Genomic DNA, 11,757 nt, shown 5'->3' with positions numbered 1-11,757 from the left:
CGGGTGGGTGGCCGAAACAAAGGGGGTGGTTCGGTGGTGTGCGATCTGCGGGTGCGCGGGGGTTGCTCGCGCAGTTCCCCGCGCCCCTTACGGGGCTCACGCAGCGGCACCCGGCCGGCGCGGGTGAGCGCCCCCCCGCCCCCAGCTCTACCGCAGCGCCTCCGCGACCTCCCGTGCCGCGTCCATCACTCGCGTCCCGACCCGCTCCGGCACGGAATCCGCGAGCATCACGACGCCGACGCTGCCCTCGACGCCGGTGACCCCGAGCAGCGGTGCCGCGGCCCCGCTCGCCCCGGCCTCCAGTTCGCCGTGGGTCAGCGTGTACCCGGGGTCGTCGTGTGCGGAGTGCCGGGCGGCCAGGATCGCCCGGCCGGCGGCGCCGCGGTCCAGCGGATGCCGGAACCCGGCCCGGTAGGCCACGTGGTAGTCGGTCCAGGTCGGCTCGACGACCGCGACGGCGAGCGCCTCGGTCCCGTCGACCAGGGTCAGGTGCGCCGTCGCCCCGATGTCCTCGGCGAGCGACCGCAGCGCCGGCAGGGCTGCTTCCCGTACCAGCGGATGCACCTGCCGGCCGAGCCGCAGCACCCCCAGCCCGACCCGGGCTCGCCCGCCCAGGTCACGCCGTACCAGCGCATGCTGCTCAAGCGTGGCGAGCAACCGGTACACCACGGTCCGGTTCACGCCCAGTTTGGTGGAAAGCTCGGTGACGGTCAGCCCGTGGTCCGTGTCGGCCAGCAGTTTGAGGACGCGTAGTCCCCGGTCGAGCGTCTGAGAGGTCTCCGCGGTCACGACGCCCACTCCTTAGGTGGTGAGGCCGGCAACCTCCGACGCGGCGGGTGCGTCGCCGAGTCCCGTCAGCGACGCGCTTCAGAGGCCGCCGATCGGCAGGACGGCCCGGCGGCTCCGGGCCCAGTCGCTTCACGGCTGCGCTCCGCGGCGGCGCTGCCACGGGGCGTGTGCGTAGGCGGACAGTAGCGGTGCGGGTTCGCTGAGCGGAAGCCTCCGTCCAGAATCCGGTCACACACCGGTATGGACTACTTCGGTTTGAACCGGTATGCGCACAGCAAGTACCCGGCGCCCTCGCATGAGCGCCCCGAAAGGGGCGGGAGGAACTGCGTGACCAGCCCCCACTCGGCCGCAGCCGAAGTCACCGCATCCGCGTGGCCCACTCCTGCACCTTCGCGATCCGCTGCCGCAACTGCCCCGCGGTCGCCTCCGCGCTCGGCGGCCCCCCGCACACCCTGCGCAGCTCCGTGTGAATCACCCCGTGCGGCTTCCCGCTCTGATGCACATACGCGCTGACCATCGTGTTCAGCTGCTTCCGCAGCTCCATCATCTCCTTGTGGGAGACCACGGGCCGCCGTTCCGCGGGCAGTTCGAGCAGGTCCGCCTCGTCGTCCGGCTTCTTGCGGCTGTGCGCGATCTGCCGGGCCTGCCGCTTCTGCAACAGCAGCTGCACCTGGTCGGGTTCGAGGAGCCCCGGGATGCCGAGGTAGTCCTGCTCCTCCTCGCTCCCCGGGTGCGCCTGCATGCCGAACTCGGCGCCGTCGTAGAGGACCCGGTCGAAGACGGCCTCGGACTCCAGCGCCTCGAAGGCGAACTGCTCCTGCTCGCCGGTGTCCTCGTCCTGCTCCTTGTTCGCCTCCTCCATCTCCTTCTCGGACTCGGCGTACGGGTCCTCCTCGCCGTCCTTCTTCGGCTTGTCGAGAGCGTGGTCGCGCTCGACCTCCATCTCGTTGGCGAAGGTCAGCAGGTCCGGGACGGTCGGCAGGAACACGGACGCGGTCTCGCCGCGCCGCCGGGACCGCACGAAACGCCCGACGGCCTGGGCGAAGAAGAGGGGTGTCGAGATGGTCGTGGCGTAGACCCCCACCGCCAGCCGGGGCACGTCGACGCCCTCGGACACCATCCGCACCGCGACCATCCACCGGTCGTCGCTCGCGCTGAAGTCGTCGATCCGCTTCGAGGCACCGGTGTCGTCGGAGAGGACAACGGTCGCCTTCGTCCCCGTGATCTCGCGGATCAGCTTGGCGTAGGCGCGGGCCGAGTCCTGGTCGGAGGCGATGACGAGGGCCCCGGCGTCGGGGATGCCCTTGCGCACCTCGGTCAGCCGCTGGTCGGCGGCGCGCAGCACGGCCGGCATCCACTCACCGCGCGCGTCGAGCGCCGTACGCCAGGCCTGGCTGACGGCGTCCTTGGTCATGGGCTCGCCGAGGCGCGCGGCGATCTCGTCACCGGCCTTCGTCCGCCAGCGCATGTTGCCGCTGTAGGAGAGGAAGATGACGGGGCGCACGACGTGGTCGGCGAGCGCGTTGCCGTATCCGTAGGTGTAGTCGGCGGACGATCGCCGGATCCCGTCCTGCCCCTCCTCGTACGTCACGAAGGGGATGGGGTTGGTGTCCGACCGGAACGGCGTACCGGTCAGGGCCAGCCGCCGGGTCGCCGGCTCGAACGCCTCCAGGCACGCCTCGCCCCAGGACTTGGAGTCACCGGCGTGGTGGATCTCGTCGAGGATGACAAGCGTCTTGCGCTGCTCGGAGCGGTTGCGGTGCAGCATCGGCCGCACGCCGACACCGGCGTACGTCACGGCGACCCCGTCGTACTCACGGCTGAGCGGCCCGGCGCTGTACTCGGGGTCGAGCTTGATCCCTATCCGGGCCGCGGCCTCCGCCCACTGCTTCTTCAGGTGCTCGGTGGGGGCGACGACGGTGACCTGCTGCACGACATGGTGGTGCAGCAGCCAGGAGGCGAGCGTCAGCGCGAACGTCGTCTTCCCGGCGCCGGGCGTGGCCACGGCCAGGAAGTCGCGCGGCTGCTCCTGGACGTACTTCTCCATGGCCCCCTGCTGCCAGGCACGCAGCTTGCTGGCGGTACCCCAGGGCGCCCGGCCCGGGAAGGCCGGCGAGAGGTGATGGGAGGAGGAAGCGGCAGCGGAGGAAGCGGCGGTGGTAGTCACGGTCTCCGTAGAAAAGGGGTCGGGCGGCGGTACCGGGGGTCGGGCGGCTACGTATGACAACCGGGCCACCCTACCGGCGCGCCCCGGCGGTCAACGTGCGGACAAGGCCGCCTCACCCCCGGGTGGGACTCACGTCACAGATCACGAAGCCGGGTCGTCACCCAGGCCCCGGCGAGGGCCACCCCCGCCATCGGCAGGAACACCGCGGCGAAGGCCGCCGGATGGGAGCCCGAGCCCGCCGCCCCCGACATGCTGCCGCCACCGAGGGAGGCGAAGGCCGCGCCGGCCACGGCCAGCAGGACGACGTTCGAGAGGGCGTCGGAGATCTGCAGGGCGGCCGAGTTGGCACCGGCCTCGGCGGGCGCGGAGAGCCGGAGCATCAGCACGCTGGCCGAGGCGATCACCAGGCCCATCCCGAAGCAGCCGAAGGCCCAGGCGACGGCGACGGTCCACACCGGCACACCGGGCACGAGCACCGTCGGCGCCGTCGCGACCGCCGCCGCCACCAGCACCATCCCCACGGTCATCAGCCGCTCCCGGTACGGCTCCATGCGGGGCCGCGCCTGCACCCACGAACCCACCGCCCAGGTCACCCCGCCGGCCGCCAGCGAGAACCCGGCGAGGGTGGGCGACAGGCCCCGCTGCGTGACGAGCATCAACGGCACGAAGGACTCGGCGGAGATGAAGGCACCGGCCGCGACCCCGCGCAGCAGGACGACAGAGGGCAGGCCCCGCGCCGCCCGGTACGTGCCGCGGGGCAGCAGCCCGAGCACGGCGGGCACCAGCAGCGCACCGCCGGCCAGTCCCGGGACCACCGACACCCACCGCAGGTCCTGGGCCGCGTACTGCAACAGCCCCGCACCCAGCGAGATACCGAACGCGAGCCGGATCCGCCGCCGGTCGAAGGCTCCCTGACCCCCCTCCGCCGCCACCGGCCCGCCCGCCCGGCGCCGTATCTGCGGCAGGGCCAGCGCCACCGGGAAGACCACGAGCACCGGGATCCCGAGGAACACCCACCGCCACCCGAGCTGCTCGGTCACCGTGCCCGCGGCCAGCGGCCCGACGATCGACGGCACCACCCAGCCCGCGGCGAAGGCGGCCATGATCGCGGGCCGCAACCGCTCCGGGTAGGCCCGCCCCACCACGACGTACAGCGCGACGATCACCAGCCCGCCGCCGAACCCCTGCACGGCCCGTCCCGCGACGAACACCCACATGCCCTGCGCGGTCCCGGCCACCACCAGCCCGGCGGCGAACGCCCCGATGCCCGTCGTCAGCGCCCCGAGCGGCCCCCTGCGGTCCGACCACTGCCCGGCCAGCACCATCCCGAACAGGCTGGTCGTGAAGTACCCGGAGAAGGCGAACGCGTACAGCGACAGCCCGTCCAGCTCCCGGGCCGCGACAGGCATCGCCGTTCCGACGGCCGTCGCCTCGAAGGCGATGAGCAGCACCACGGAGACGATCCCCACGCTCAACGCCCGATACGACCGCCCCAGCACCCCGCCGGCCTCGTCGGCTCGGTCGGCGGTCTCGTCCACGACAACGGCGTCGTTCGGTTCAAGGGCGGTCATGGTGACCACGGTAAGTCCCCTTCCCCACCCTGACCCCTGTCGCAAGCCCCACCCCACCTCGGACCTTGGTCGTACGCCGCGAGCCCCCCTTTCATGAACGCCGTATGGCAGTCCCGTTGCAGCCCCGCCGCTCCCCTTGAGCCCCTCCCCCACACCCCCCTACCGTCAACTCACGGACACGGCCGTGTGCCCGAGTGGTTTAGGGACTCGCCTGCAAAGCGAGTTACGTGGGTTCGATTCCCGCCACGGCCTCCGACTGCCTGACCAGGCAAAAGGAAAGGGCGGCACTCCATGCGGGGTGCCGCCCTTTTGGTCGTCCGTCTCAGTTGCCGTCTCAGTTGGCCGGTACGAGCACGCCGACCGCCCCGTCGTCGGGGTCGTCCGGCCGGTCCGTCTCGGGCTTCCAGATCAGGCCGTCCACCTGTCGCGCGATGTCCGTCCGCACGGCATCCACCATGTGCTGATAGCGGGCGGCCATGGCCGTGGTCGACCACCCCATGAGGCCCATGACGGCCCGCTCGGGGACACCGAGGATGAGCAGGACCGTGGCGGCCGTGTGGCGCGCGTCGTGCAAACGCCCGTCCCGCACTTTCGCCTCTGTCAGTAGAGCCTTCCACTCGGTCCAGTCCCGGCGGTGGGACGGGCTACGGCCGTACTCATCCGGGAAGACCAAGCCGTTGTCCTCCCAGCGCTTCCCGGCCCTCGTTCGCTCCGCTCCCTGCGCCTTGAGGTGCACACGGAGTAGGTCAACGAGCTGATCGGGGAGACCGACCGCGCGACGGCCGGCGCGCGACTTGGTGGTGGACAACTCGGGGTTGGTCCGTCGCCTCTGGGGGCAGTACCCGGCAGCCTTGCGTCCGCAGGGCTCTGTGCACCCGTGGGCGTACTGCGGACGGTGGCGACTACGACGGACAACGAGGAATCCGCCCTCAAGGTCCACGTCATCCCATGTCAGCCCCAGCACCTCGCCTTGACGTAGTCCGAGAGCGAGCGCGACGGCCCATCGTGCGGAGTTGCGATGCTGGTCAGCGGCCTTCAACAGTCGCTGCACCTCTTGGACGCTGTAGGGCTCCACCTCGTAATCCCCCGTCTTCGGTGCCTTGGCCAACAGGACGGGGTTCTTGCCGAGATGGCCGCGCCGTACGGCCTCATTGAGGGCGGTGCGCAAGGTTCGGTGCACCTGGTGAGCGGTGGCGGGCTTACTGCCGTTGGCCTGCATCTTGGCGTAGAACGTCTCGATGTGCTCGGGCTTGAGCCTGTCGAGCCGGTGAGCACCCAAGCCGGGGATGAGGTGCTTCCGGACCGCAACGCCGTACCCGACCATCGTGTTGTCGTTGACTGCGAGGGGCGCGACGTTCTCAACCCAGTGCGTCAGCCACGCCTTGACCGTCCACGCCTTGCCGGGCTTCCTCACCGTCTTGGCGTCGCGCTGTTTCTCCAGCTCTCGAACGGCCTCCGCTACTTCGGTCTTGGTCTTGCGCTCGACATGGCGACGGTCCGGCGTGCCATCGTCGCGCACGCCGACGGTGACGCGGCCGTGCCATTTGCCGTCCTTGCCGAAGTAGATCGAGCTGCGGCCGTTGGGCTGGCGGGTGCGCTTCTTGTTGTCCTCTGCCACAGGCAGGCTCCTGTTTCTGGGTGTCGGGATGGTGACCGGGGCGGCGGGCTGTCCTGTCCGGGAGTGCCGCCGCCCCGGGCGTCGTCAAGCGGCGCGTTGGGCGGTGCGGAGACGGGTGACGTACTCGGGAACGGCGGCGGCCGGGACCCTGCGCAGAGCCCCGACCATCACGGATTCCAGTTCGCCGGTTCGGATGAGGGCGTAACAGGTAGTGCGGCCGACACGGAGTCGGCGAGCGGCCTCTTCGACCTTGAGGAGGACAAGGGTCGGATCGTCAGCGGGGGCGAGGGGAAGGGTGGTGGGTTCGTCCACGGCTCACTCCTGTGAGACTGAGTTCATGGGCAAGTGCCGCCGCACAAACCGCAATATCCGCAGAAAACCCGGGGATGGTGGTTGACCTGCGGTGATGCGGTGCGCGGGCGGTGGTGAGTGGTGCTCCGCAGAAACCCGCGATATTCCGCAAAAATCAGGGGCGGCCGTCGACCGGTCCCCATGGGCGGGGCGGCACTCGGTTTTTTGCGGAATATCGCGGGATTGTGCGACGGACCCCGTCCGGGCGCGGTGCGGGGACCCGTCGCAGGTCAGCGCGGTGCCCGAGGGTTTCCGCGGATTTTGCGGTTTGTGCGGGAGGGATTGTCCGCGCGGGCGGGGGTCACCGGCCGCCGTGGCGCAGGAACGGGTGGGCGGTGAGACGGGGGGCCGGTGGGCGTCCGCGCTTGCCGGTGCGCTCGGGCTGGTAGGACCGCAGATAGCCGTGGTCTTCCAGCAGCGCGAGGGCCGGTTCCAGGTCCGCGACGGTGGGAACCTCGCTGCGGGACAGGACGCTGAAGACGTCCCGCCGGCTGACGTCCTCCCACCCGTTGTCCCTCAAGGCTTCCAGGACGCTGCGGGCCCGGCCGACCACGGGGTCGGCGCCCATGGCGTCGAACACGGCGAGAGCGTGGGTGGTGTAGTACTCCCCCAGCTCGATGGCCGCGCGCATGGTGTCTTCGGTGACCGGGTGGGCGTAGCCGTTGCCGCCGTGGTCGGCGAGGTGCAGCAGCGCAGCCATGCGGGCGGTCGCTCCGACGAGTTTTCCGGCCCAGTCGGTGATGTGGCCCAGCTTCCCGCCGCGCTCCTTGAGCGACGGCTCCACCCGTTCCTGATAGGCGATCAGGGCCGCGCTCGCCTCGGGGGTGAGCTGGATCAGGGCCGGGTCGGTCCATCCCGCGAGGGACAGGGTGAGGTCGATGATCCGGGCGGTGTAGGTGGCGGCCGTCTGTTCGGGAACCGGATCGGTGATGACCTTCCGTTCGCCGACCGTCGACACCGGCAGCGAGTACAGGAAGCGGCCCAGCAGACCGCGCCCCTTCCCACCCTTGATCTTCCCCATGTCCACCAGCACATCGGGCTGAACAGCCAATCCCATGGTCAGCGCGGGGGCGTCGACGTACTCGCGGCGGGTTTGCCGGTTCACCCTCAGACGCCCTCCGGCATGGCCTTTGAGGAAGACTTCCATGTTGGGACTGCCCGAGTAGCGGCCGGCGATGATGTCGAAGATTCCGCCCTCATCGCTCATCACCGACAGCCGCCCGCCCTGTTCCGCGATGAGCGAGGTGACCGTCTCCGGGGTGCAGTCGTCCGCCAGCAACAGGGGTTCGGCCGGCACGGTGAGGGTGTCGGCGGTCTGCGCGAGACCGATGGCCGTGGCCACGACCTCATCGCGCTTGTCGCCGTCGGCGGACGCGGCCTTGGCGGCGGCCTTGTCGGCTGCTTCCTTGGCCAGCCTCGCCGTCAACTCCGCTTCCACGATCACCGGCTTCATGGCCGCCTTGAGCTGCTTCTCCGCCTCATAGAGGGGATTGGTCAGCAGCGTGAACACGGCGGTCTTACGGTTGCCGGGCGGGAGCGCGACCACGGTGTAGAGGTTGGTGGGCTCGCGCCAGTTGCCGCGCACGTGGACCACCGACCGGCCGCCGGCCGCCGTGGCGAGCACGGCGAGGGCGACCGAACCGGCGAGGTCCACCGGGGTCTGCGTCTCTTCCGCGACGGCCGCCACGAACTCCCCCAACCACGCGGGGAAGACGTGGGCGGGGAACGGCGGACGCCGGCGCTGACCGGTGAGGGGAATGGGGTCCTCCCACACATCCGGTGCCGCGTCGTCCTCAGCCGGCGGGTCTTCCAGGGCGGGCAGTCCGGCCCACAGGTCGTTGTCCACAGGCTGTGGAGTCATGAGGCCGCCCTCCCTTCGGCGGTGGTGATGTGAGGGCAGACGCCGACGCGGACGCGGGCGGTCAGCCTGATGACGGCTGCACGGCCCCGGGCGCGTTCGTGGTGCCCGCAGGCACAGAGCCAGTCCGCGACGGGGACGCCCTCGCACTGGATCTGAAGCCCCGGGGTGATGCCGGTGACCGTGACCGTCTGCGGGTCAGAACCAACAGCGATACGGACGCCCTTGCGGGCGGCGACCTTCGGTTCGCCCCCGGTCGGCCGTGGCGGGCCCTGCACGGCGCCCTGAGGGCCGTTCGCGGGGGTTCGGCATGCTTTGTTCATGCCGCGCGCTCCACAGCCGCCTCAAGGCCGTTGGTGACCGCGCGGCGCGCGTAGGCCTCCGGGACGCCCACGGAGACGGCGGCGACTGTGATCTCCTCGCCGATCTCCGTGAGTCCGCAGGGGCCGGGGCACGCGGTGTGCTGCGCGGCGAGGAACCGGGCGACGCCGAACGCCTGTGAGCCGGCGCCGGATTCGGTGCGGGCCCTCACGAGGGCGAGGCCGCGTTCCAGTCCGGTGCGGACGTAGCGCTCGGTGTGGCGGCACCCGATGGCGACCGACCGGCCCCACGGGGCGCGGGTGGAGAGAGAAGAGGCCACCCCCCGCCGGGCGGGGGTGGTGTCTTCCTTCACGACCAGGACACGGACGGCCGCCGGGAGCGCGGCCATGCGGCCGGTTCCGGGGCCGAGCCACCGGGCGTACTGGACCAGAGACTTGACGTCGACGCCCGGCCGCACCGCGTTCAATGACGGCATGGCGCCCCGGTAGATCCAGTGTTCGCCGCGCGTCGTGGGCACGGTGCGGGTGGCGGGCAGGGTCTCGCGGGCCCATGCAACGGCCGCCGCGTTGTCCAGGTCGACCACGGTCAGCCCGGCCCCGCCGGGGTGGTAGGCGACGGCCACGGCCTCACGCCACACCTGAGTCCACTCGGGCGAGGTGAGGACGTGCGGGTCGATGGTTGCGGCGGCCCACGCGTGGCAGGGCGCGGGGCACCGGCAGGGGCCCGCGGCCTTCATGTTGGGTCGGCCGCCGCACGCGCCGTCCTTGCAGGTGCGGCAGTTGCCGAACGGGACCTTGCCCGCGCGCAGGGGCAGGACCGGGACGCCGGCCTCCGCGAGGGCGAGGGCGACCCGCAGGGGTTCGGTGTCCGCGCTCATGCCGCCGCCTCCGACGTCGCCACGGTGGCGAGGTAGGAGCGGCCGATGAACTCGGAGTAGGCGGGCGGGATCGCCTCGGTCAGTTCCTCGCGGACATCGGTCCACGTGACGCCCATGGCCGTCTGGAGTTCCGGCACGGTCGGCTTGCCGCCGCCGTTGCCGTAGGCGGCGACGTACGGACCGTCGTAAAACCGGCCGTGTCGGTAGCCGCGTACGCGGCCCCGGTGCGGGACGTGCGCCGGCTGTTCGGTCGTCCAGCCGCCCAACTCGAAATTGCGGTGCCGGATGACCGCGAGCCCGTACATCTCGCCGCACAGGGTGAGGTCCTTGCGGATCTTCGCGCGGCCGTTGGGCTGCTCGATGACGTACGGCAGGCCGGTCGCGTCCAAGAGGTCGCGGACAGGCGCCACCAGGTCGACGTGGGCGCGCCCCCATCCCTGGGACGCGTTGGTGCCCACGGTCAGGGCGCATCCGTGCTGGCACGGCGGGGAGGCGTGGACGAACGCGTACCGGTGGATCTCGCCCGACGCGATCAGGAGGGCGAGGTAGGTGAGGGCGTCGCCCCGGTGGTACGGGAACGGGTAGTTCGGGCGGTCGGCGACGTCGCAGCCGTCCACGTCGAACCCGGCACGCTGGTAGCCCATGGCGGCACCACCGGCACACGAGAACAGATCCAGCAGACGCGGCCGGGGCACTCGCCCCGAAAGGGTGGCCGGGGCCGAAGGGCCCTCGCCGAAAACGCGCAGTTGGGTCATGCTGTAGGTCTCCTGTTCTGCTACGTCGGGACTCGGAGACCGTGGGTGGCGGGCTGTCCTGTCCGGGAGTGCCGCCGCCCACGGGCGTAGCTAGAAGGGCGGTTCGTCGCTGTAGCCGTCGGGGCCCCACGGGTCACGGCCGGTGTCGCGGCGGCGCAGCCACCGGGGCCGGTGCGGGAGCGGCAGCAGGGTCATGGACCACGACGTCCAGCACCCGCAGAACTCCCACTCGGTACCGGCCCACTCGCCGGTCTCGTGGTCGCCGTAGTCGTGCTCGATGCCACCGGCGCCCTCACAGTCGCGGCAGTCCGGGCGGGGCGTGTCCGTCAGGATCAGCCGGTTGCGGGGCAGCGCAGTGCGCCAGATACGCAGCCTGAGCATGGGTGCTTGTCTCCTGTCAGCCGTAGAACTTGTTGCGCTTGATGACGGCCTTGCGGATGTTGACCGTGGTCCCGCCCTGGTGGCCGCCGCCGGTGAACACCTGCACGGCGATCCAGCCGCCGAAGATGACGGCGGCGAGGACGATCAGTTGGGTGATGAGCGCGGTCAGGGCGGTGATGAACGCGGTCAGCAGGAACAGTCCGCCGCACACGGCGAGGAACCCCACGCCCCCGAGCGCGATGTTCACCGCCGCCACGGAGACGGCCGGCTTGGCGGCGGCCGGTTCGGGCTTGGCGGGTTCGATGGCGTAACCGGTGATGACCCGGCCGTCGGGCAGGACCACGCTCGCCACGGTCGGGATTGTCCCCGGCTGCACGGGCAGGGGCGGGGCGGTGTGTGCGGGGGTGAGCGGGGTGGGGGTGTGGACTTCCACGGCCGCCGTCTCCCGTCCGGCCGGGCGGCCGTACGCGATCGGTTCGTTCACGGTCCTGGTCTCCGTTCGGGTCAGCGGCTGATGCCGGGCAGGGCGTCGGCGAGGGCGGTGACGAGTTGGTTGACGGTGCCGGCCGCGCCGGTGTGGGCGAGGTAGAAGCCGAACAGGGCGACGACGACCAGCGCTCCGCCGCCGACGGCCTTGAACCGCAGCAGCAGCACGACGACGACGGCGAGCAGCAGAACGAGGGGGATGGTGAGGGTCACGGTGTCTCCCGGCGGGTCTCAGCGGTGGCCGGCGCGGTAGGTGCGCGCGGCGCGGTTGTAGATCCAGCGGCCGACGCGTATGCGCTTGCCGGTGGCGTCGCAGCGGCGGCAGTCCCGGCCGCGCTTGGTCTTGCCCTTGCGGTTCGTGGTGATGGCGTGGCCCATGCCGGCGCACTTGCGGCAGTCCCCGAACGGGCTCAGCCAGCACTTGACGCCGTAACACAGGGTGACGGCGAGTAGGAAGGAGGTAGCGAGGGCGGCAAGGCTCATCAGGGGCCTCTCAGCGGGCTTTGGAGGGGTTTTCGCAGGTGGGGTGCTACGTGCTAGCGACCTGATCAGGGGCGGTTTGGGTTGCTAGCAGGGTTGCTAC

At 71.2% G+C, this 11,757-nt stretch carries 12 protein-coding genes and 1 tRNA gene; 1 reads left to right on the top strand and 12 read right to left on the bottom strand.

The window, feature by feature from the left end:
* Positions 1-147: 147 nt before the first annotated feature.
* The 3 genes from AB0D74_RS16815 to AB0D74_RS16805 form a co-directional block, all read right to left on the bottom strand.
* Positions 148-789: a helix-turn-helix domain-containing protein gene (locus tag AB0D74_RS16815; protein ID WP_362586353.1), complete on the bottom strand. Its 642-nt coding sequence runs from the start codon at positions 787-789 to the stop codon at positions 148-150.
* Positions 790-1,147: 358 nt separating this feature from the next.
* On the bottom strand, positions 1,148-2,956 hold the full coding sequence (locus tag AB0D74_RS16810) for a DEAD/DEAH box helicase (RefSeq protein ID WP_362586350.1): 1,809 nt from the start codon (positions 2,954-2,956) through the stop codon (positions 1,148-1,150).
* A gap of 134 nt (positions 2,957-3,090) precedes the next feature.
* Complete coding sequence (locus tag AB0D74_RS16805; RefSeq protein ID WP_362586347.1) at positions 3,091-4,527, bottom strand: MFS transporter; 1,437 nt, start codon at positions 4,525-4,527, stop codon at positions 3,091-3,093.
* 180 nt (positions 4,528-4,707) lie between these two features.
* Here AB0D74_RS16805 and AB0D74_RS16800 point away from each other — a divergent pair.
* Positions 4,708-4,779, top strand: a tRNA-Cys gene (locus tag AB0D74_RS16800).
* Between the two features lie 82 nt (positions 4,780-4,861).
* Here the strand turns inward: AB0D74_RS16800 and AB0D74_RS16795 are convergent.
* The 9 genes from AB0D74_RS16795 to AB0D74_RS16755 all read right to left on the bottom strand — a co-directional run bounded on the left by AB0D74_RS16795 (position 4,862) and on the right by AB0D74_RS16755 (position 11,657).
* Complete coding sequence (locus tag AB0D74_RS16795; protein WP_362586344.1) at positions 4,862-6,145, bottom strand: site-specific integrase; 1,284 nt, start codon at positions 6,143-6,145, stop codon at positions 4,862-4,864.
* An 84-nt stretch (positions 6,146-6,229) separates the two neighbouring features.
* Positions 6,230-6,457 (bottom strand): excisionase family DNA-binding protein, encoded by a 228-nt coding sequence (locus tag AB0D74_RS16790; RefSeq protein WP_362586340.1) that lies wholly within the window; start codon positions 6,455-6,457, stop codon positions 6,230-6,232.
* A 340-nt stretch (positions 6,458-6,797) separates the two neighbouring features.
* On the bottom strand, positions 6,798-8,342 hold the full coding sequence (locus AB0D74_RS16785) for a YfjI family protein (RefSeq protein WP_362586863.1): 1,545 nt from the start codon (positions 8,340-8,342) through the stop codon (positions 6,798-6,800).
* A 331-nt stretch (positions 8,343-8,673) separates the two neighbouring features.
* Entirely contained in the window at positions 8,674-9,552 is an 879-nt protein-coding gene (locus AB0D74_RS16780; protein ID WP_362586337.1) for a bifunctional DNA primase/polymerase, read from the bottom strand.
* Positions 9,549-10,196, bottom strand: coding sequence for a DNA methylase (locus tag AB0D74_RS16775; protein ID WP_362586860.1), 648 nt, complete (start codon positions 10,194-10,196; stop codon positions 9,549-9,551). Before AB0D74_RS16775 ends, AB0D74_RS16780 begins: the two co-directional genes overlap by 4 nt.
* A gap of 201 nt (positions 10,197-10,397) precedes the next feature.
* Positions 10,398-10,688: a hypothetical protein gene (locus AB0D74_RS16770; protein WP_362586334.1), complete on the bottom strand. Its 291-nt coding sequence runs from the start codon at positions 10,686-10,688 to the stop codon at positions 10,398-10,400.
* A gap of 16 nt (positions 10,689-10,704) precedes the next feature.
* Complete coding sequence (locus AB0D74_RS16765; protein ID WP_362586331.1) at positions 10,705-11,172, bottom strand: hypothetical protein; 468 nt, start codon at positions 11,170-11,172, stop codon at positions 10,705-10,707.
* Positions 11,173-11,192: 20 nt separating this feature from the next.
* Positions 11,193-11,387: a hypothetical protein gene (locus AB0D74_RS16760; protein ID WP_362586328.1), complete on the bottom strand. Its 195-nt coding sequence runs from the start codon at positions 11,385-11,387 to the stop codon at positions 11,193-11,195.
* Positions 11,388-11,405: 18 nt separating this feature from the next.
* The gene (locus AB0D74_RS16755) at positions 11,406-11,657 is read right to left on the bottom strand and encodes a hypothetical protein (protein ID WP_362586325.1); all 252 of its coding nucleotides are present in this window, start codon (positions 11,655-11,657) and stop codon (positions 11,406-11,408) included.
* Positions 11,658-11,757 lie beyond the last annotated feature (100 nt).

Source organism: Streptomyces sp. NPDC048278, from assembly GCF_040652195.1.
In the GTDB taxonomy this organism is placed as follows: Bacteria; Actinomycetota; Actinomycetes; order Streptomycetales; family Streptomycetaceae; genus Streptomyces.
Note: the sequence above shows the minus strand (reverse complement) of the source record. Positions and strands in the feature narration are given on the sequence as shown.

What these genes read in the sequence shown, in the direction of transcription:
- AB0D74_RS16805 (WP_362586347.1), bottom strand. Translation starts at nt 4,527, where the DNA reads ATGACCGCCCTTGAACCGAACGACGCCGTTGTCGTGGACGAGACCGCC.
- AB0D74_RS16780 (WP_362586337.1), bottom strand. Translation starts at nt 9,552, where the DNA reads ATGAGCGCGGACACCGAACCCCTGCGGGTCGCCCTCGCCCTCGCGGAG.
- AB0D74_RS16775 (WP_362586860.1), bottom strand. Translation starts at nt 10,196, where the DNA reads ATGGGCTACCAGCGTGCCGGGTTCGACGTGGACGGCTGCGACGTCGCC.
- AB0D74_RS16770 (WP_362586334.1), bottom strand. Translation starts at nt 10,688, where the DNA reads ATGCTCAGGCTGCGTATCTGGCGCACTGCGCTGCCCCGCAACCGGCTG.
- AB0D74_RS16755 (WP_362586325.1), bottom strand. Translation starts at nt 11,657, where the DNA reads ATGAGCCTTGCCGCCCTCGCTACCTCCTTCCTACTCGCCGTCACCCTG.